The 17,764-nt window shown below is 56.3% G+C and carries 19 protein-coding genes and 3 tRNA genes; 17 read left to right on the top strand and 5 right to left on the bottom strand.

Translation table 11 applies throughout. The features are described from left to right. Nucleotides 1-50 precede the first annotated feature (50 nt). The gene (locus tag IPM59_05795) at nt 51-557 is read left to right on the top strand and encodes a hypothetical protein (protein MBK9215097.1); all 507 of its coding nucleotides are present in this window, start codon (nt 51-53) and stop codon (nt 555-557) included. Between the two features lie 13 nt (nt 558-570). On the opposite strand, the gene IPM59_05790 is transcribed toward IPM59_05795, so the two are convergent. The 3 genes from IPM59_05790 to IPM59_05780 are packed head-to-tail and all read right to left on the bottom strand — an operon-like array spanning nt 571 to nt 3,386. Continuing rightward, nucleotides 571-792 carry a CopG family transcriptional regulator gene (locus IPM59_05790; protein ID MBK9215096.1) on the bottom strand — a complete coding sequence of 74 codons (222 nt, stop codon included), beginning with the start codon at nt 790-792 and terminating at the stop codon, nt 571-573. Continuing rightward, nucleotides 782-1,051, bottom strand: a complete 270-nt coding sequence (locus tag IPM59_05785; GenBank protein ID MBK9215095.1) for a BrnT family toxin — start codon at nt 1,049-1,051, stop codon at nt 782-784. Before IPM59_05785 ends, IPM59_05790 begins: the two co-directional genes overlap by 11 nt. 37 nt (nt 1,052-1,088) lie before the next feature. Continuing rightward, nucleotides 1,089-3,386, bottom strand: coding sequence for a transglycosylase SLT domain-containing protein (locus tag IPM59_05780; GenBank protein ID MBK9215094.1), 2,298 nt, complete (start codon nt 3,384-3,386; stop codon nt 1,089-1,091). 123 nt (nt 3,387-3,509) lie between these two features. Here IPM59_05780 and IPM59_05775 point away from each other — a divergent pair, with 123 nt between their 5' ends. Then, nucleotides 3,510-5,657, top strand: coding sequence for a VWA domain-containing protein (locus IPM59_05775; protein MBK9215093.1), 2,148 nt, complete (start codon nt 3,510-3,512; stop codon nt 5,655-5,657). A gap of 48 nt (nt 5,658-5,705) precedes the next feature. Then, a complete protein-coding gene (menC, locus tag IPM59_05770; GenBank protein MBK9215092.1) occupies nt 5,706-6,818 on the top strand; it encodes an o-succinylbenzoate synthase in 1,113 nt (370 codons plus the stop codon). Here menC and IPM59_05765 read toward each other — a convergent pair. Continuing rightward, a complete protein-coding gene (locus IPM59_05765; protein ID MBK9215091.1) occupies nt 6,815-7,882 on the bottom strand; it encodes a hypothetical protein in 1,068 nt (355 codons plus the stop codon). The genes menC and IPM59_05765 overlap by 4 nt on opposite strands. A 141-nt stretch (nt 7,883-8,023) precedes the next feature. Between IPM59_05765 and IPM59_05760 the strand changes: the two genes are divergently transcribed. The 4 genes from IPM59_05760 to IPM59_05745 are packed head-to-tail and all read left to right on the top strand — an operon-like array spanning nt 8,024 to nt 11,165. Beyond that, nucleotides 8,024-8,254, top strand: coding sequence for a type II toxin-antitoxin system ParD family antitoxin (locus IPM59_05760; GenBank protein MBK9215090.1), 231 nt, complete (start codon nt 8,024-8,026; stop codon nt 8,252-8,254). Then, entirely contained in the window at nt 8,251-8,580 is a 330-nt protein-coding gene (locus IPM59_05755) for a type II toxin-antitoxin system RelE/ParE family toxin (GenBank protein ID MBK9215089.1), read from the top strand. Before IPM59_05760 ends, IPM59_05755 begins: the two co-directional genes overlap by 4 nt. A gap of 9 nt (nt 8,581-8,589) precedes the next feature. After that, nucleotides 8,590-10,278 (top strand): energy-dependent translational throttle protein EttA, encoded by a 1,689-nt coding sequence (gene ettA, locus IPM59_05750; GenBank protein MBK9215088.1) that lies wholly within the window; start codon nt 8,590-8,592, stop codon nt 10,276-10,278. A gap of 53 nt (nt 10,279-10,331) precedes the next feature. Then, on the top strand, nt 10,332-11,165 hold the full coding sequence (locus tag IPM59_05745) for a hypothetical protein (GenBank protein MBK9215087.1): 834 nt from the start codon (nt 10,332-10,334) through the stop codon (nt 11,163-11,165). A gap of 2 nt (nt 11,166-11,167) precedes the next feature. Here IPM59_05745 and IPM59_05740 read toward each other — a convergent pair whose 3' ends face one another. After that, nucleotides 11,168-11,713, bottom strand: a complete 546-nt coding sequence (locus IPM59_05740; protein MBK9215086.1) for a prepilin-type N-terminal cleavage/methylation domain-containing protein — start codon at nt 11,711-11,713, stop codon at nt 11,168-11,170. A 286-nt stretch (nt 11,714-11,999) separates the two neighbouring features. Here IPM59_05740 and IPM59_05735 point away from each other — a divergent pair, with 286 nt between their 5' ends. The 10 genes from IPM59_05735 to tuf all read left to right on the top strand — a co-directional run bounded on the left by IPM59_05735 (nt 12,000) and on the right by tuf (nt 17,700). Further along, nucleotides 12,000-12,623: a hypothetical protein gene (locus tag IPM59_05735; protein ID MBK9215085.1), complete on the top strand. Its 624-nt coding sequence runs from the start codon at nt 12,000-12,002 to the stop codon at nt 12,621-12,623. 23 nt (nt 12,624-12,646) lie between these two features. Beyond that, nucleotides 12,647-13,018, top strand: a complete 372-nt coding sequence (locus IPM59_05730; GenBank protein ID MBK9215084.1) for a transcriptional regulator — start codon at nt 12,647-12,649, stop codon at nt 13,016-13,018. After that, nucleotides 13,015-14,772, top strand: coding sequence for a DUF4173 domain-containing protein (locus IPM59_05725; GenBank protein MBK9215083.1), 1,758 nt, complete (start codon nt 13,015-13,017; stop codon nt 14,770-14,772). The genes IPM59_05730 and IPM59_05725 overlap by 4 nt, the downstream gene beginning before the upstream one ends. 57 nt (nt 14,773-14,829) lie before the next feature. Then, a complete protein-coding gene (gene xerD, locus IPM59_05720) occupies nt 14,830-15,720 on the top strand; it encodes a site-specific tyrosine recombinase XerD (protein MBK9215082.1) in 891 nt (296 codons plus the stop codon). Nucleotides 15,721-15,840: 120 nt separating this feature from the next. After that, nucleotides 15,841-15,928, top strand: a tRNA-Tyr gene (locus IPM59_05715). A gap of 9 nt (nt 15,929-15,937) precedes the next feature. After that, nucleotides 15,938-16,013: transfer RNA gene (locus tag IPM59_05710), tRNA-Gly, on the top strand. Between the two features lie 25 nt (nt 16,014-16,038). Beyond that, nucleotides 16,039-16,113, top strand: a tRNA-Thr gene (locus IPM59_05705). A gap of 30 nt (nt 16,114-16,143) precedes the next feature. Next, complete coding sequence (locus IPM59_05700) at nt 16,144-16,323, top strand: type II toxin-antitoxin system HicB family antitoxin (GenBank protein ID MBK9215081.1); 180 nt, start codon at nt 16,144-16,146, stop codon at nt 16,321-16,323. Then, nucleotides 16,320-16,511, top strand: a complete 192-nt coding sequence (locus IPM59_05695; GenBank protein MBK9215080.1) for a type II toxin-antitoxin system HicA family toxin — start codon at nt 16,320-16,322, stop codon at nt 16,509-16,511. Before IPM59_05700 ends, IPM59_05695 begins: the two co-directional genes overlap by 4 nt. Before the next feature lies 1 nt (nt 16,512). Next, entirely contained in the window at nt 16,513-17,700 is a 1,188-nt protein-coding gene (gene tuf / locus IPM59_05690) for an elongation factor Tu (protein MBK9215079.1), read from the top strand. Nucleotides 17,701-17,764: the final 64 nt, after the last annotated feature.

Below are 17,764 nucleotides of genomic sequence, written 5' to 3'. Positions count from 1 at the left end.
TCGGCTCGACATTCTATAGAATCTCTGTTCGGAACCTAAGGGAGATTATTATGAACAAGATCTATACTCTTGCCTTCGCCGCAGCGATCATGCTGTTTGTTGCCGGTGCCACCTTAGCTCAGACGTGTCCCGGCAGCTATGTGACGTATCTGATCCGCGATAAGAACGGAAAGCCAGTCGATGCCGCCAGTTCCAAAGTGACATTAGCCGCCGGGGCATCGGGCGCCTCAAAACGTTGGAAGGTCAGCCTGAAGGAATGGGCCCCTTCGGGCTCGATTGTCTTGCCGGACGTAATAAAACCGCTCAACGGCACCATCTCAGGCCTTACCACGTCGCAATTCTGCAACTTCCCTGAACCCGCAACGCTCAGCGTGACCATCGGCAGGAAAACGATGCACCTGACGTTCAATTTCCCGCCGATGGACGAATACGATAGCGCCGATTTCGTCGTCGATTCCCCCAAATTCAAGGCCGGCAAATACGCGATCACACTAGCGATGCCCACCGGCCGCCGCGGCGATTACTACGCCGCCACGGGCTGGAAACGCGTTCGGTAGTTAGCTCGCTATATCACACTTTTTCCAACCGCTCGGCGATCCAGACCTTTACGAGGGCTTGGCGACTGATGCCGAGGCGCTGGGCTTCGCGGTCGAGGCGGTTGACGACCCAGCGAGGGAAATCGATATTAACGCGCTGCGGCACTTCATTGATCCTGCGGCCCGAGCCGGGAACCACGTAGGGCATCATATCTTCGCCCTCATCAAATCGCCGCTCTAATTCTTCAGCCGATATCTTCTCCATAGTCTTGTACCTCTCCTGCTCTCGAACGTCGGACTGAAATGATGCTGACCTTTTCATCGCGATACGTATAGATCGCGCTCCAGTGTTTTTCCGCGATCACCCCGACAAGCAGAAACCGTGTTTCCATTCCGGTCCCAAGTAACGACTCCTTTGCCCGCCCATCTTTCCAAAGTTCCTGAGCTTCTTCAAAGTCAATTCCGTGTTTGATCTTGTTCGACTCGCTCTTTTGCGGATCGTATTCAAAATCCATACTGATTATATACCAAAACTATACCATAATACAACTGTTATTCTCCATGTTTATCATCCACGGCAATTTCGGGGTTGGCGGCGACGAACTGATCGCGGGGCGTCGTGTCGATAAGCCCGCGCAGCGGTTTTGAACCGACATTCGGCTTAAAGTTGCCGGTTTCGTCGTAGAGGCGGCGGTATTGGGCGGTGTTACGGATCACGCCCTGGACGTAGATCTTAGTCTCCTTGAAGGGGATGGCCTCGACGAATTCGTCGATCTCGGCGGGCAGGCTTGCACGCCACGGGGCGACGCGGCCCGGGCCGGCGTTGTAGGCGACGGCGACGTATTCTATGCGGCCGAATTTGGCGAACTGGTCCTTAAGATATGCAGTGCCAAGCTCGATGTTGAGCGGGGCGTGATACAGATCAGCCGCGGTTACAGACGAGGTTTTTGAGATGTATTTTTTTGCCACCGAATTCGCCGTCGGCACCAGCAATTGCATCAGGCCATATGCATTCGCGGGCGATTTGGCTCGCGGATCAAATACGGATTCCTGACGGATCAGGCCGGCGACCTGATATGAGTCAAGGCCACGCTGCGCGGCCCAATACTTGACCTCGGCCCAGTTGATGAGCGGGTAAAAGATCTCCCATTCCTCGCGGCCCATCTCTTCGGGGAACATCTGGGCATAGTCAGGATAACTGGCCCTGAGTGCGAGGAAAGCCTTGACGTTGTCGCCCTTCCACCGGTAATGGCGCGCGAGGGCCATGTTGATCGAGGGGCTGTTGCCCGCCGTCCGCTTGGCTTCGTTCAACTCGTCTATTGCCCAGTCAAAAAGGCCGACGATCGATAGCTCGTCGCTCTTTGCCGCACGGTCAAGCTCGGGCTTGCGGGCTGTCTCGGCCGCGACCGTGACGATCTTGAGGTTCGCGGCGGCCTTGGCGATAGTCGGGTTTGGTGCGTATGTTGAGGCACATCGCCGCTGCGAGCGCATCACGGCCATACGCTGTGCGGCGAGATAGCCGTACCAATTCGCCGAATAGCGATACATGACGGCATCGTAAAGCGCACATGCCTCGGCAAACTTTTCGGCCCGCTCTGAGTCACGAGCGGCCCAATAACCGGCCTTCCCGCGATTTGTATTGTCCTTGTCAACGTAACGGGCAAGGTGGTCGATAAACATTTGTGACGAGAGGGCCAGGCTTCCCTGCTCGTGTTGAAACCACGCGGCCTCAAATTGTGCCTGCGCGACCTCGATAGCGTTTGGGTATTCTGTATGCGCGAGGTTTAGAAAATAGCCTTCGTCAGCTCGGCTCTTACCGTCGCGGGCGGCCAGGCCCACGTCGATCAGCATCCTTGGGACCATGGCTCCGTGCGGAAATCTCTGGCGCATCTCATTCGCCACGCGTCGAGCATCGGGCCACATCCGGGCCTTTGCATAGCCGAGAGCGAGCTGATAATAGCCCTCTTCGCGTTCTTTCGTTGCGGCCTCCGGCAGCGAATCAAAGGCGCTTTGGGCGTCGGCCATTTTCTTCAGGTTCGAGGTTACGATTATCCGCCGAACGCGCGTCTGCGGCGTGATCGATGTCGGAAACTGGTCAGCTAACGCAAGATACGTGGCGTGTGCCTGGTCCCATTTCTGCGTTTCAAAGAAACGCTCGGCCCGAGCCTGAAGTTCGTCCGCCGATTGCGGCACCAGCGCTTCGGCTAGCGACGTCAGCTTTGCCTCGGCCTCTTTTGCCGCGGCCGAATCAGCCGCGAAAAAATATGTCCGGCGATAGTACCGGATGGCTTCGGCCTGCGAGCCCTGGGCCTCGTATGCTTTGGCCGTCGTAAGCAGCGCGTCGGCATCATTCTTTTCGCTCAGATCGACGAGCATCGGCGGTGCTTCGACAGCACGTCCGGCGGCTATCGCGGATGACGCCCAGAGAAGTTTTGCATCGTGCATGCGGACAGAATCGCCGTACTGCTTGATGAGTTCGCCGAGCACCACCATCGCCTCGGCGTGTTTGCCGGCCTGGCTAAGGGCTTTGCCGCGAAGCCACAACGCGTGGTCGGCGAGTTTTGTTCGCTTCTTGAAAACGTCCGAATCCAGCATCGCCGCCGCACCCTCGGCGTCGCCGTTCTCAAGCCTGATGCGGGCCCGCAGCAGCTTGGCGAGGGCGCCTGTTCGTTTGCCGGCAAACCTCGACTCTATGGCGGCCACGGCGGCTTCGGCAGGCAGCTTTCCGCTGCTTGTCATCGCGCGCAGGCTCGCCAGGGCCTGGTCCTCGGTCTGCGCGCTGCAGCCGATCGAGAACGCGGCCATTACAAGGAAGATCGATATTGCGGGCTTAACAAGAAACTGGATCATAGCGTTCTATCGAAGGGTTGGATGCGGGCGGGCGCGGCCATTCTGCCCGGCCAAACTACTTTCGAAACATTCTCAGACCGTATTATGATAACAAACATCCTAATCTCATCCGCCGATGTACCAATGAAGCAGCTTTTACTCAGTTCCGCAATACTCCTGCTTTGCGGGCTTCCGGCAGCAGCGCAAGAGGCGACGCCAACACCTGCGCCGCTGGCCGAGGACGTTGTAAAGATCTCGACCAACCTGATCCAGATAGATGTCACCGTCACGGACAAGAAGGGCAACCCCGTCAAGGACCTCAGGCCCGACGAGATCGAGGTCTATGAAAACGGCAAACGTCAGGACGTAACGGCCTTTTCATTCGTCGAGAGCGGCCAGCGGTCGGTACTCAAGGAGCCTTCGGCCAAAGGCAAAGATGCCGGCGCGATACTGCCTCCGCGGCCCGTTCGGCCCGAGAATGTCCGCCGGACGGTTGCCCTCGTCGTTGACGACCTGACGCTCTCATTCGGGAGTGCCAACAGAGTTCAGCACGCTGTGAAAAAATTCGTCAACGAACAGATGCAGGACGGCGACCTCGTGGCGATCATTCGCACAGGCACCGGCATCGGAGCACTTCAGCAATTTACGACCGACAAACGGCAATTGCTAAAGGCGGCAGAAAAGATCCGCTTTAACATGAGCGGCAGCGCCCGCATCGGCGTATTCAATCCCATCGACGCGTCGCTCAAAGCGCAGACGTCCGACGAAACGAGTGACTCAACCGACGAGATCGAATCTGACCGCGACATCGAGCAGGAGATGAACGACTTTCGCGAATCCATCTTTGCCAGCGGGACCTTGGGTGCGGTCAATTATGTCGTCCGCGGAATGAAGGAACTGCCGGGCCGCAAATCTGTCGTCCTGATCACGGACGGCCTTAGGCTGTCGCTTGATAAAGATCGCGGCACCGATCGCGTGCTCGATCTGCTGCGCAAACTCGCAGACCTTGCCACGCGCTCATCCGTGGTGATCTATACGGTGGATGCCCGAGGCCTGGTAGCACCGTTCCTGTCGGCGGAGGACAATGTCGCGGGCATGAGTTCCGAGCAGATCGATGCTGCGGTCGAGGGGCGGCGGCAAGACCTGTCTGATTCGCAGGACGGCCTGCGATTTCTTGCATATGAGACCGGCGGCACGGCCTTTGTCAACCAAAACGACATCTCATACGGCATCCGCAAGGTCCTTGACGATCAGAGCTATTATCTCGTTGGCTACGAACCGGACTCAGCCACCTTTGACCCTAAAACGGCCCGGTTTAACAAGCTTGCCGTTAAGGTAAAGCGCGATGATGTCAGGGTCAGATTCCGGTCGGGCTTCTTCGGCGTATCTGAGGAAAGCCTGGCCGCCACGAAGAAGGTGTCGTCATCACCGCTTCAGAAGCTCTACGACGCCCTAACATCGCCTTTTGCAGAAAACCAGGTGCCTGTCCGGCTGAATGCTCTGATGACGGCCGCCCCCGACCGCACCGTCAATATCCGCTCGCTGCTGCATATCGATGCCGATAAATTATCGTTTACAAAAGGTGCTGACGGCAGGTTCTCGACGTCATTCGACATTGTGATATCGACATTTGGCGACAATGGGGTTCCGGTCGAGGGTCAACGCACAAAGTTCAGCTTTAGCGTTTCTGATGAGGGGCTCGCAACGGTCAAGCGGACGGGATTGATCCATAATTTCATGGTTCCCGTAAAGAAGCCGGGCGCGTATCAGCTTCGCGTGGCCATTCGCGATAATACAAGCGATCAGGTCGGCTCGGCATATCAGTTTATCGAGGTGCCGGATCTGAAGAAGAACCGCCTGACGATGTCCGGCGTCCTGCTCGAGAATGTTGATTACGAAACGTGGAGAACGCTCGACACAATGGATGCCGCCCAGGCCAGACGCGTGATAAACCCGCTCGCCGACACGGCGATCAGGCAGTTCAAGCCCGGCAGCGTTCTCACCTATACGGTCAATATTTATAATCCCCGCACGGGGAAGGAGCAGCGGCTGGACCTCAACGTCCAGGCAAGTATCTATGACGAGAAAGAGCTCGTCTTCGCCGCAAAGCCCGTAGCCATCACGCTCGGCGGGCCGGCGCCGGTTGACGGAGTTCCGGCACGAGGCACGATGCGTTTCGGCAGCGGATTTGCCGCCGGCAACTACACACTTCAGTTGACCGTGACCGACAACAACGTTAAGGGAAAGCGAAAGGTAACGACGCAATTCGTCCCGTTTGAGATCGTCAAATAGCCGCGATTGAAAAAGGACTGTGTAGGGACTAAATTAGTTTTTTACCGCATGCTCGCCATCCGCTCCATCGAACTCGTCGAGATCAACCTGCCGCTGGTCCATTTTTTTGAGACGAGCTTTGGCCGAACATATGAGCGGCGGATAATTCTCGTCCGCGTTGAGGACCGCGAGGGTGCCGAGGGCTGGGGCGAGATCACGTGTGGCGAGACGCCCGGCTACTCGGACGAATGGACCGATTCGGCCTGGGTGACGGCTGAGAAAATTCTGGCGCCGATGGTCGTTGGGAAAGAGGTTGAGTCAGCCGCCGATGTCTGGGGCCTGATGAAATGGGCCCGCGGCCATCGTATGTCAAAAGCCGGAATCGAGACCGCGTGTTGGGACCTTGAGGCGAAAAAACTCGCCGTCCCGCTGTGGCGGCTTCTTGGCGGCGTTAACCAGACCATTGAGTGCGGCGTTTCGATCGGTATTCAGGACAGCATCGAGCAGTTGTTAGACAAAATTCGCGTCGAGGTCGATGCGGGTTACAGACGGATCAAGATAAAAATAAGCCCTCGTTGGGACTACGATGTGATCAAAGCCGTGAGGAAAGAGTTTGGCGACATTCTGCTGATGGGGGACGCTAACTCGGCATATACATTAAACGATATCGACAAACTTCGCTCGCTCGACGAATTCGATTTGATGATGCTCGAACAGCCGCTCGGCTACGACGACATCATCGATCACGCAAAGCTGCAACGCGAAATCAAGACGCCGATCTGTCTCGACGAACCGATCAAATCGCCCGAGGACGCACGCAAAGCAATCGAACTAAAGTCCGGCAAAATAATCAACCTAAAAAACGGCCGCGTCGGAGGCCACACACAATCAAAACTCGTCGAAAAGGTTTGCCGCGAAGCCAACATCCCCGTCTGGTGCGGCGGCATGCTCGAGAGCGGCATCGGCCGCGCCCACAACATCGCCATCTCAACCCTCGCCGGTTACACAATGCCCGGCGACGTGTCGGCGAGTAAAAGATATTGGCACGAAGATATCATCGAACCGGAAGTCGAGGTTTCAGCCGACGGCACTATCATGGCCCCGGACAAGCCGGGAATTGGGTTTGGTATTTCGAAGGGTCGAATCGAGGGTTTTTCGGTTAGATCGGTGGTCCTATCTTAAGGTACCTTAACGATACTGCCGTCAGGGTTTACGAGAGCCTCCTTACCGGTGAACATAAGAAGGCCAGAGAACGCCTCATTCGAGGGCCGAAACTTCCATTTCTTAACCGCACTGCTAAGAGTAACTCGTAACAGTGGGTGGCCCGTAATCGGCTCTGAACAGCCAACGGTCCCGTCCGGTTGAACCCTCATTGCGATCAAAACCTGGCCAACCGCCCTGACGGCCCTCGCCGCAGGCGGATATTCCGGAATTTGTCGACTGACAAGTCGCTCTAAGAGTTTGGTTGGCTTGAGAAACAGAGCTTTTCCACCCTCTAAACATTCCTTTGCCGAGGGCGAGAGTATTCTCGCATCAGGTTTAGGTTCATCGGCAGGGTCGGCCTCTAAGACATAACGCAAACTCGCGAGCCGATCCTTTTTTTCATCCAAAACCCTACCGTTGCTTAGATCTACGCGAACGGGAAAGTATTTGGCCTCTTTTTCATCCCCTCTTGGGCGCTCTACAACCTGTAAAATAAGCTGATCGGCCATGTAGTCAATATAGTGTTGACCACCCCACCAGATTGAACTTACAGATGCAGGAAGTTGATCGATATCGCTTTCGGTCAAAAACTCCGACAATCCAAATTTCCTGACCAAAGCGCCAGTGCCCGCCTGATAAATGGCTACGACATCATCGCCATACCCGACACTATGCCAATTATCAAATGTCACGACATAGTCGCCTTCGTCCGACACCAGGACCGAGACCGGAGAAACTTCGTTAGCTAGGTTGATCTCCCACTTTTTCCGCAGAGAGCCGCCTTCCCTGACGGAGAAGATCCCACGACAAAGATTCTTCTTTACCTTTTTGTCTGCTCCCGCGTTCTCTTTGCCGCCTACCTTATCCTGAAAGTAGTCGAGTTGGCTTGTAAGTTTCTTTGGAATAACCTTCAGACAGTACTTCTTGTTCTTGGAGCAAATTGTTTTCTTTTCCGGCAGCGCCCAACTGTCCGCAAGAACAATGCTTGCGGCGAAAAGCGTGCAGAATGACAACGATAAACAACAAAATACTAATCTATGCATCGCTAGCTAAGAAGCTCGATACTCTAGGATTGGTTGCTCGTTGCAGTCCTTTTCACAAATCACTCAGAGCCTGACTCATTGGACGCCAAACGTTTGCTTGGCAAACTTTGCCATAAATGCTATTTTTGAGCTATGACAACGATGAACATTTCTCTTTCTGAGGAGCTGAGGTCTTTTGTCGATTCGCAGGTGTCCGGCGGTGATTACATCAGCAGCAGCGAGTATGTGCGAGATGTCTTGCGCAAGGAAAAGGACCGTGTTCGACTGCGAGAGATGCTGCTCGAAGGTGGTTCGTCATCCGCCAGCGGAAATGTTTGGGACGCTGAGCACTTCGAGAAAATGCGGCAGCGGGTCAGGTCGAAGACGAAATGAGAAAGCCTGTCGTCCCTCGGGTCAAAGCCGAGGACGACCTTGACAGCGCGCGCGATCATTATTTGGCGGCCGGCGGTGTCGAGGTAGCTGTCGATTTCCTGCACGACTTTGATCGCGCTATCGCTCACATTGCCCGGTTTCCCGAATCCGGCTCGCCAAAATACGGACATGAACCCGGCCTGGCCGGGATCCGGTTCTGGCCGATGAAGAAGTTCCCGTTTCTTATTTTCTACATTGAGACCGAGCATCAGATCGATGTTTGGCGGGTGATGCACGGCAAAATGGATATCGACGCGGGACTGCACGATCCCGACTCACTCCCGTAGCTTGCTAATATGAGCAATTCAGAACCAAACAAGATCATCTTTTCGATGGTCAAGGTCAGCAAGTTTTACGACAAGAAGCCTGTCCTCAAGGACATTTATCTCTCGTTCTTTTATGGCGCGAAGATCGGTGTGCTTGGGTTGAACGGGGCGGGAAAATCTTCGCTACTGCGGATCATCGCGGGAACCGATAAGGAATTTAACGGCGAAGTCGTTTTTTCGCAAGGGTATTCGGTCGGTTATCTCGAACAGGAGCCGAAGCTTGACGACGGCAAGACTGTAAAAGAAATTGTCGAGGAGGCGGTGCAATCGACGGTCGATTTGTTAATAGAGTTCGAGGAGATCAACGCCAAGTTCGCTGAGCCGATGGACGATGACGCGATGAACGCTCTCATCGAGCGGCAAGGGCAGGTGCAGGAAAGGCTCGATGCGGCGGACGCGTGGGACCTCGATTCGCGGTTAGAAATGGCGATGGACGCGTTGCGATGTCCGCCGCCAGACACGAAGATCGCAACTTTATCTGGCGGTGAAAAGCGCCGCGTCGCGCTCTGTCGCCTTCTGCTGCAAAAGCCTGACATTCTGCTATTGGACGAGCCAACTAACCATCTCGACGCCGAGACGGTTGCGTGGCTGGAGCAGCATTTGCAGCGTTACGAAGGCACGATCATCGCGGTCACGCACGACCGGTATTTTCTCGATAACATCGCCGGCTGGATACTCGAATTAGATCGCGGCGAAGGCATTCCGTATCAGGGGAATTATTCATCGTGGCTTGAGCAGAAACAGGCGAGACTCGCTCAGGAGCAGAAGACCGAAGACAAACGCCAAAAGACGTTGGAGCGTGAGCTTGAATGGATACGCATGTCGCCGAAGGGCCGCCATGCAAAGGGCAAGGCTCGTATCAACGATTACGAAAAACTGCTCGCAACCGAAAGTGAGAAACGCAGCGAAGACCTTGAGATATTCATCCCGCCGGGGGAGCGGCTGGGCGACACGGTGATCGAGGCACACGGCGTTTCAAAATCATACGGCGACAAATTACTGTTCGAGAACCTCGAATTCTCGCTCCCGCCCGGCGGCATCGTCGGCGTGATCGGACCGAACGGTGCGGGCAAGACGACGCTCTTTCGGCTGATAACCGAACAGGAAAAAGCCGACGGCGGTGTATTCAAAGTTGGACCGACCGTAAAGCTCGGCTATGTCGATCAATCGCGTGATTCGCTTTCCGGCGACAAGACCGTGTGGGACGAGATCTCGGAAGGGCTGGACGTGATACAACTCGGCAAACGCGAGGTCAATTCGCGGGCGTATGTGTCGCGATTCAATTTTTCGGGGAGCGATCAGCAAAAGCGTGTCGGGCAATTGTCAGGCGGCGAACGCAATCGCGTACACCTTGCAAAAATGCTCAAATCGGGTGCTAATGTGATCCTGTTTGACGAGCCGACAAACGACCTCGATGTCAACACGATGCGTGCCCTCGAGGAAGCGCTCGAAAACTTCGCGGGCTGTGCGGTCGTAATATCTCACGACCGCTGGTTCCTCGACCGTATCGCAACGCACATTCTGGCGTTCGAGGGCGAGAGCCACGTCGAATATTTTGACGGCAATTACAGCGAGTACGAAGAGGACCGTAAGCGCCGCCTGGGCCACGACGCCGACCAGCCGCATCGGATCAAGTATCGCAGCCTGACGCGAGCATAAATGGAACGACGCCGCTCGGATCGGCGTGTATTAGTTTCTGCGCCCTGATGACGATGCTAAGGACCGCTTCTTTCCTCGTGCTAATGGCTATCGTCTCGGCAGCCTGCGGCCCGGCCCGTGACGCTCGTGAGGCGGAGGATCACGCTGTCCAGACGCCGTCGCCTGACGGATCGCCGTCGCCCTCACCGACGCCGGCCGTCCCTGATCTCCAGGCCGAGCTCACGGATGATCGCAATACCGCCACCGTCTTTCCTATCGGGGCCTTTGACTTCAAGAACTACACCTACGAACTCCCGCGAGGCTGGCAGAATCCGGACGGCACCGCCGAGATCATATTGAAAAACGGGAAAGCCGCTCCGGTTGGCGGCCAGGTCAGCGATGGTTTGAGTAACGATGCGCGTGCTGTCGCGAAAGCAGAACGACGCATTGGCTTGTCGTTCGTTACGGCTAAATACTTTGACCTGACCGGCGACGGCGAGGATGAAGCAGTCGTCGTACTGAAGATCGAAACGGGCGGCTCAGCCGTGCCGCAAATCGGTTACGTATTCGCGTGGAAAAACGGTGCACCTGAGCTGATCTGGCAATTTCGCACCGGCGACCGGGCGGATGGTGGCCTAAAGAACCTATTCGCGGAGAACGGGATGCTCGCGATCGAGCTATTCGGCCAGGACCGCTTTATCCTCGGCCAGGTCGAGACCGGACGCATCACGGGTGACGAAGAGCAGTTGTGCTGCCCGACACACTTTACGCGCTCGGCGTATAAGTGGAACGGCAGCACGTTCATCCTCCAGGGCAAGCGTCACACGTATTCGATCGCGGACAACACCTTACCCGCTCAGGAAAACCTTGGTGACATGGTAAATGAGCCGGCCAAAAAGAAGAAATAGGCTTACGGTTCGTAGGGATTCGCAAAGCCGCACTGAGCGTAATTGTAGTGGCTGCCGAGGTTCTGGCCCGATCCCCTGAGCACGCCGTCCTCTCTGAGGCAAAGCCGCGTCGCACCGGTCTGCGTCACGCCGCTCGTCGATGATGGGATCGCCGAGACAACATAGTTTGACGGCGCATGTGTTACGGGATTTATGTCTCTTGCGATGATCCGGAACCTGTAGCCGCTCTTAGCGGTATTCCTCGGTGGATTTCCACCGACGTTCAGGTTGTTCGCCGCGGCAACGGTGCTGTCGATAAGGTGGGCAACATACAGTTCGCTTGCCGTGCCGTAATTACCGCCGCCAGTGGTTCCGATATACGCGGCCTCAGCCTCGCTTATCACGCGGAGGGCTGAGAGCGCGGACGCCTCGTTTGACGCCCGTCGTGAGCTCAACAGGTTTGGCACGGCAATAGCCGCAATGATCATGATGACGGCGACCACAATGACCAGTTCGATAAGCGAAAAACCGCCGCTTGAATTCAGTTTCTTTATTGCATTTGTTGACATAGGCTGTCAGCCTCCGCGGATACATAAGTCAATCCTCGTGCCACTCTGCGGCGGGTGCCGCATCCTGGCGTGTAAATCCATGTTGATACAGGGTTTACGTGCCTATAGATGTCGGTGATCTCATTGAGGGCCTTTCAGAAATCCGATCTCCTTCGCTTGTGATGGCGGTCACTGACTGACAATTTCTGTCAATTTGACCGATTAATGTTCTCAAAAGAAAGATTGATTTACTTTGTATCATAAAGTTCTTGACATTGATGACAACTTCATGTAGTTTGTTTTCAGGATGTCCAAGCGATCAGCCCAAATAGGTGAGCAGCCCGGTCCGGGCCAGCCCGTCCATATTGGCGACCGTGCCGCTGACAATCTGCAGTTCATTCGCGAGACGATGGAGCGCTCGACGAGCCTTACGGCCGTGCCGGGCTACGGCGGGATGCTGATGGGCATGACGGCCGTCGTCGCGGCATACATCGCAGCCCAGCAGGACCACCGTATCGGGTGGCTGCGGGTATGGCTGCTCGAAGCGTGTCTCGCCTTCGCGATCGGCCTGCTCGCGATGTGGCAAAAATCGCGCATCGCCGACACGCCGCTGTTCTCAACGCCTGCGCGCAAATTCGCACACGACTTTGCCCCACCGCTGATCGCCGGCGTCGCGATCACGCTCGGCCTGTGGCGTTACGAACATTACGAGATGATGGCACCGGTGTGGATGCTCTGCTACGGAGCCGCCGTCGTATGCGCGGGTGATTTTTCGGTGCGGGTCGTGCCGGTGATGGGATGGATATTCATAGCTCTTGGGGCAGCGGCGTTCGCCCTACCCGCCGCGTACAGCAATTGGCTGATGGCAACGAGCTTTGGCTTGACGCACATCATTTTTGGAGCAGTGATCGCAAAGAAATACGGCGGATAGGTCGCAAAGGGCCTATTGGACCTATGGCAAAGAACCTAGCACTACAGAACGACCATGGATCACACGGCCTGACCGTTGCGCGAGCGGCCGAAAGCGTATCCAATGACCTCGACAAGGTCATTCACGAGCGTATGCGGCTCGGCATCATCAGCGCGCTTGCAGCGAACGCGAGGCTGAGCTTTACCGACCTAAAACGCCTGCTCGACACAAGCGACGGCAACGTCTCGGTCCACGCCCGAAAGCTGGAGGACGCCGGCTACATCACGTGCGAGAAATCCTTCAAGGGCCGCATGCCGCTGACCGAGTACGTAATAACGAACGAGGGCCGCGACGCCCTCACGAGATACCTAGACCATATGGAGGCCCTCATTAGGGCAATGAGGGATCATAAATGACTGACCGGACAAAGACGGGACTACAGATCATACAGGCCGCCATTATCGTCGGTGTGGCAGGGAATATTCTACTCAGACAAACGCCGTGGGGGCTGAACGCGTTTCTTTTTGTGACGCTGTTTGTCGCCGGGCTGCTGATGCTCATGCGCCGATCGCGGCCTGAGCTGCTCAATTTGACGAACCTATCACTCGCCGGTGCGATGCTGTTCTTTGGAACGATGTTCCTGGTTCGAGATTCGATCGAGATGCGCGTAGCCGACACCATCGCGGTCATCATCGCGATGGGCGTGCTGATCCCTGGCAGTTTTGGCATCAGGGCGCGAATCGGCGGGACGTTTCACTACATCGCCGGACTGATCGCCGCGGCCCTGAGCAGTTTCTTTGGCGGATTTGTGCTGCTTGCGGCTGATATCGATTGGAAAGCAATGCCGGGCAATGGCCTGAGCCGGAGCGTCTTTGCCGTGCTGCGCGGGCTGGCCATCGCACTGCCGCTCGTTCTCATCTTTGGCGCTTTGTTCATGGCTGCCGATGCCGTATTCGAGGGCTGGGTCAACCGTGCCATCGATTTTGAGCTGGACACGATCATCAGCCACGTGATGCTCACATCGGTACTCGCGTGGCTGACGGCCGGTTATCTCCGCTCGGCTGTCGGCGGGTCATTCACGGCGGAGCCCGAAACACCGGCGACGGCCACGGGACATCGCACCGACGGTCCGTCTTATGTTCAGAAGGTGGCTGACGAGCCGGTCGATACCGAAAATACGCTGCCGAATAACGCGACCGTCGTCGAACACATCAACGCGACGGACGTTCCCGAGGATGCCACCTCCGCCGCGACGCCTGCCGCGTCGGCAGACGCTCCGCCGGCCAAAAAGCAAAAACGCGACTGGCAGAATATCGACAGCTCAAAACTGCCCCACGTATTCACGCTCGGAACCGTCGAGATCGGCATTATTCTAGGCCTGTTGAACGGGCTGTTCCTCATATTTGTCATCGCACAGGTGCCGTATCTGTTTGGCGGGATGGAACTGGTTCAAAATACGCCGGATTTCAAGCTCGCCGATTACGCCCGCCGCGGCTTTGGCGAATTGGTCGCCGTTTCGGCACTCGTCCTGCCGATCCTGCTCGTCGGCCATTGGCTGGTGCGCAAGGACAAGCCCGTCACCGGCACGCTGTTCCGCGTTCTTGCCGGTATCCAGATCGCACTGCTTTTTGTCATCATGGCCTCGGCTGTCCAGCGGCTGGTCCTGCTGACCGGCAACCTCGGCTATGGCCTGACCACGATTCGGCTGTATCCGCTGATCTTTATGGCGTGGCTCGCGGTCGTGTTTGTGTGGTTCTCGGCAACCGTGCTGCGCGGTGCAAGACAGCATTTCGCCTGGGGAGCATTGTGGTCGGCATTCGTCATCCTCGGCGCCACAAACCTGATGAACCCGGACAAATTCATCGTAGAGCACAATCTGGCCTTGATGCGTGAGGGCCGCGAGTTTGACGCCTACTTCAACACCAGCCTGAGCGACGACGCTCTGCCCTCAGTCTTTCTGGCATTGCCCGATATGAATGATGAGGACGCCCGGTGGGCCGCGTACAGTCTCGCCCGCCGCCACTGTGAAAAGCTCGAAGAAGCCGACCTGAGAAGCTGGAACCTGTCGCGCTCAGCGGCGTCCGGCCTGCTCGTCCGCAACAGCGGATTCGTCGACCTGCTCGGTGGTTGCGAGGCACCCAGGCTAAGGCCATATCGCGGCCTCGACTAGACCGCCGAACAAGAAAATCCTTGCGTTTCGTCTCGCTGTTTCATTAGTATCGGTGTCGTGGCCGATGGAAATGCAAAACGCGATCTCATCCGCGAATACCTGACCTTCTGCCGTGTCGAAAAGGGACTCGCGGCGACGTCTATCGACAGTTATGCCAACGACCTAGGTAAATTGTCCTCGTGGGCCGATAAGAACGGTCTCGGCCTGATGTCATTGCGGCGTGAGGATTTACGCGAATGGCTGATCGATCTGAGTCGCGAGAACTTTTCTGAGAATTCACGGCGGCGGCTGATCAGCGCGGTTCGTGGCTTTTACAAATTTCTGATGCAGGACGGCCATATCATGGCCAACCCGGCCGAAGACCTCGTCGCACCCCGGAAAGGCACGTATCTGCCGCGATTTCTTAACCGATCTGAGATCGAGGTCTTCCTTATGGCACCCGACACATCGACCGAAACCGGCCTTCGCGACCGCGCGATACTCGAATTGATGTATGCCTGCGGCCTGCGGGTTTCCGAGGTCGTCGGGCTGAAGTTCAACGATATCGACCTTGACAGCGGCATCCTCACAACGACCGGGAAAGGCAGTAAGACACGCCGCGTGCCGGTCGGGTCGAGTGCCGTCGAATGGCTCAAAAGCTATCTAGCGGCCCGCCGACAGAAGGACATCGACCGCGATGAGTTATTCGTGACATCTGCGGGTTCGCGGCTCACGCGTCAGGCTATACACGCGATGGTCCGGGCATATGCCGATAGATGCGGCCTCGAGGGCGTTTCGCCGCATACGCTACGGCATTCGTTTGCGACGCATCTCATCCAGAACAACGCCGACATCCGCTCAGTTCAACAGATGCTTGGGCATACCGACATCTCGACGACGCAGATATATACGCACGTTACCAACAGCCAGCTTAAACGCAACTACGACCGATTTCACCCGCGCTCATAACTTGCCGTAAATGCGCCGAAAACGTGTGTTTACGCGCTTGCAAGTTGATTTTTGGTTAGTTATTATTGGAAATTTGCTATTTGGCTCTGGAAAGCGCCAATGGCGGACAGTAAAGGCCGAGCATGGGTGGTCGAGCGGTCAAAGGCAACGGGCTGTAAACCCGTCGGGTTAACTCCCTACGCAGGTTCGAATCCTGCCCCATGCACCAGTAATTTGAGCGGGAGTAGCTCAGTTGGTAGAGCGTCAGCCTTCCAAGCTGAATGTCGCGAGTTCGAGTCTCGTCTCCCGCTCCAACGGTTGTTTGGAAAGGTGAGATTTGCCCAAGTAGCTCAGGGGTAGAGCGCATCCTTGGTAAGGATGAGGTCGCGGGTTCAAATCCCGCCTTGGGCTCCAGATTTTATGTTGGGTGATGCGAACACAACGATGACAATGGTCTATTGGAAGTCGGATCATTTTTGGCTGGGCAAACTCCTTGAGCACCCGGAGATCATGACCCAGGGCGAAACATTGGAGGAGCTCGAAGAGAACATCAAGGATGCGTATTTGTTAATGGCGATGGACGAGGTCCCGAGCTCATATCAGGTCAAAGAGATCCGAATATGAAACGAAAGGACCTGCTAAAGCATCTCGCGGCCAATGGTTGCGTTCTGCTGAGACACGGTTCAAACCACGACATTTATTTGAATCCGAAGAATGGGATGAGACAGCCCGTGCCGCGACACAGCGAGATCGATGAAAACCTCGCCCGGCACATTAAGAAATATTTAGGTCTAGAAAAGAGGACGAACTAAGATGAGCAAAGAGAAATTCGATCGCAGTAAGCCGCACGTGAACATTGGGACTATTGGCCACGTTGACCATGGTAAGACGACGTTGACGGCGGCGATCACAAAGGTGATGTCGAAGCACAATCCGAAGATGGCGTTTCGGTCGTTCGATTCGATCGACAACGCACCTGAGGAAAAGGCACGTGGTATCACGATCGCGACGGCACACGTGGAATATGAGACGGCAAATCGTCACTACGCACACGTCGACTGCCCGGGCCACGCCGATTATGTGAAGAACATGATCACGGGAGCCGCACAGATGGACGGAGCGATCCTCGTTGTGGCTGCGACCGACGGCCCGATGCCGCAGACGCGTGAGCACATCCTGCTTGGAAGACAGGTTGGTATCCCGACGATGGTCGTCTTTATGAACAAGTGCGACATGGTGGATGATGCGGAACTGCTCGAACTCGTCGAGATGGAGATCCGCGAACTGCTCAGCTCATATGAGTATCCGGGCGACGACATCCCTGTTATCCAGGGTTCGGCCCTGAAAGCCCTTGAGGGCGATGCGACGTGGGAAGCAAAGATCGACGAGCTGATGCAGGCTGTAGATGATTTCATTCCGACACCTGCACGCGAGACCGATAAGCCGTTCCTGATGCCTGTCGAGGATATCTTTACGATCCAGGGCCGCGGAACGGTTGCCACGGGCCGTATCGAGCGTGGACAGATCAATGTCAACGAGCCTGTTGAGATCGTCGGCATCCGCGAGACGCGGAACAGCGTTGTTACGGGTGTTGAGATGTTCAAGAAGCTGCTCGACTCGGGAATGGCGGGCGACAACGTCGGTCTGCTGCTGAGAGGCGTTGAAAGAAAGGAGATCGAACGCGGCCAGGTCATCGTCAAGCCGGGCTCGATCACTCCGCACACGAAGTTCAAGGCCGAGGCCTATGTGCTGACCAAGGAAGAAGGCGGCCGTCACACGCCGTTCTTTACGGGCTACCGCCCGCAGTTCTACTTCCGCACAACTGACGTGACCGGCGTAGCACACCTGCCGGCAGGCGTCGAGATGGTCATGCCCGGCGACAACATCCAGATGGAGATCGAGCTTATCGCTCCGATCGCCATGGAAAAGGGCCTCCGCTTCGCCATCCGCGAAGGCGGCCGCACCGTCGGTGCCGGTACAGTGTCGGAGATCGTGGAATAGCAGTCAGCCATCAGCCTTCAGCAGTCAGCCAAATCCGGTTGCTCCTGCTGAATGCCGATAGCTG

It is taken from the genome of Chloracidobacterium sp. (genome assembly GCA_016715795.1).
Lineage (GTDB): Bacteria > Acidobacteriota > Blastocatellia > Pyrinomonadales > Pyrinomonadaceae > OLB17.
This window is presented reverse-complemented; position numbering and strand designations above follow the sequence as displayed.

Excerpts from the sequence above, each read along its gene's own strand:
- IPM59_05795 (MBK9215097.1), top strand. The coding sequence starts at position 51 with ATGAACAAGATCTATACTCTTGCCTTCGCCGCAGCGATCATGCTGTTT.
- IPM59_05785 (MBK9215095.1), bottom strand. The coding sequence starts at position 1,051 with ATGGATTTTGAATACGATCCGCAAAAGAGCGAGTCGAACAAGATCAAA.
- IPM59_05780 (MBK9215094.1), bottom strand. The coding sequence starts at position 3,386 with ATGATCCAGTTTCTTGTTAAGCCCGCAATATCGATCTTCCTTGTAATG.
- IPM59_05775 (MBK9215093.1), top strand. The coding sequence starts at position 3,510 with ATGAAGCAGCTTTTACTCAGTTCCGCAATACTCCTGCTTTGCGGGCTT.
- menC (MBK9215092.1), top strand. The coding sequence starts at position 5,706 with ATGCTCGCCATCCGCTCCATCGAACTCGTCGAGATCAACCTGCCGCTG.
- IPM59_05765 (MBK9215091.1), bottom strand. The coding sequence starts at position 7,882 with ATGCATAGATTAGTATTTTGTTGTTTATCGTTGTCATTCTGCACGCTT.
- IPM59_05760 (MBK9215090.1), top strand. The coding sequence starts at position 8,024 with ATGAACATTTCTCTTTCTGAGGAGCTGAGGTCTTTTGTCGATTCGCAG.
- IPM59_05755 (MBK9215089.1), top strand. The coding sequence starts at position 8,251 with ATGAGAAAGCCTGTCGTCCCTCGGGTCAAAGCCGAGGACGACCTTGAC.
- ettA (MBK9215088.1), top strand. The coding sequence starts at position 8,590 with ATGAGCAATTCAGAACCAAACAAGATCATCTTTTCGATGGTCAAGGTC.
- IPM59_05745 (MBK9215087.1), top strand. The coding sequence starts at position 10,332 with ATGCTAAGGACCGCTTCTTTCCTCGTGCTAATGGCTATCGTCTCGGCA.
- IPM59_05740 (MBK9215086.1), bottom strand. The coding sequence starts at position 11,713 with ATGTCAACAAATGCAATAAAGAAACTGAATTCAAGCGGCGGTTTTTCG.
- IPM59_05735 (MBK9215085.1), top strand. The coding sequence starts at position 12,000 with ATGTCCAAGCGATCAGCCCAAATAGGTGAGCAGCCCGGTCCGGGCCAG.
- IPM59_05730 (MBK9215084.1), top strand. The coding sequence starts at position 12,647 with ATGGCAAAGAACCTAGCACTACAGAACGACCATGGATCACACGGCCTG.
- IPM59_05725 (MBK9215083.1), top strand. The coding sequence starts at position 13,015 with ATGACTGACCGGACAAAGACGGGACTACAGATCATACAGGCCGCCATT.
- IPM59_05700 (MBK9215081.1), top strand. The coding sequence starts at position 16,144 with ATGACAATGGTCTATTGGAAGTCGGATCATTTTTGGCTGGGCAAACTC.
- IPM59_05695 (MBK9215080.1), top strand. The coding sequence starts at position 16,320 with ATGAAACGAAAGGACCTGCTAAAGCATCTCGCGGCCAATGGTTGCGTT.
- tuf (MBK9215079.1), top strand. The coding sequence starts at position 16,513 with ATGAGCAAAGAGAAATTCGATCGCAGTAAGCCGCACGTGAACATTGGG.